The sequence below is a fragment of the Archangium violaceum Cb vi76 genome (assembly GCF_000733295.1).
In the GTDB taxonomy this organism is placed as follows: Bacteria; Myxococcota; Myxococcia; order Myxococcales; family Myxococcaceae; genus Archangium; species Archangium violaceum.
Genome location: NZ_JPMI01000415.1, coordinates 1 through 710, shown reverse-complemented (window position 1 = coordinate 710; position 710 = coordinate 1). Strand labels below are relative to the sequence as shown.

The following is a 710-nucleotide window of genomic DNA, read 5'->3' as shown; positions in this document are numbered from 1 at the left end:
GGATGTGCTCGGGCTTGTGCGCACCCACATTGTCCATGACGACAATGTCGCCCGGATTGAGCTTGGGGACGAGCATATGCTCGACGAATGCCTCGAAAACATCGCCCGTTGTGGCTCCTTCGATGGTCATCAGTGCCCGGATGCCGTCCAGCGCCAAAGCGCCCAGCACGGTGGTGACGGTGCCGCGGTTTCTGGGGACGTATCCCACCACGCGCTCACCTGGTGGAGCACGTCCATGAGTGCGCGTCATGCTCGTGTGGCAGCCGGTTTCGTCGAGGAAAACAAGCCGTCGCGGGTCGAGCAGGAGCATCAGGAGGAGGAAGACACGCCGCAGTGCCTGGACCCGCGGAGACCGTTGCTCCGAGGCTACGAGCGACTTTTTTTGAGTCCTAGTCCCTGCCGCCGTAGTGCCCGCGAGACCGCCGAGGAACTGGTATGCACCTGTGTCCGAGCCACCAACGCTTCGAGGTGCTCCTGCACCGTGGCATCGGGCCGTGTACGCACTTGGCCCTTGAGCGTCTCCAGTACTTCCCCCTGGATGGCCGAGAAGTTGCCGCCGCCACGTGGCCGTGGTTCCAGGCACCCCGTTTCATCCTCGAGCTTCAGCCAATGAGCGAGCGTCTTGGAACACACACTGAATTCGGCGGCCACCTCCTCCATGGTTCTGCCTCCACGCCTGTAGGCCGCAACCGCGCGCTCACGCAAGTCCA

The 710-nt window shown here is 63.2% G+C and carries 2 protein-coding genes; both read right to left on the bottom strand.

Annotated features, from left to right (window positions below; genetic code table 11):
* Window positions 1–310: transposase (locus Q664_RS49785; protein WP_043414108.1), on the bottom strand; the 310-nt coding region annotated here is incomplete at its 3' end.
* 56 nt (window positions 311–366) lie between these two features.
* On the bottom strand, window positions 367–710 hold a 344-nt coding region (locus tag Q664_RS55920; RefSeq protein WP_075207735.1), incomplete at its 5' end, for a helix-turn-helix domain-containing protein.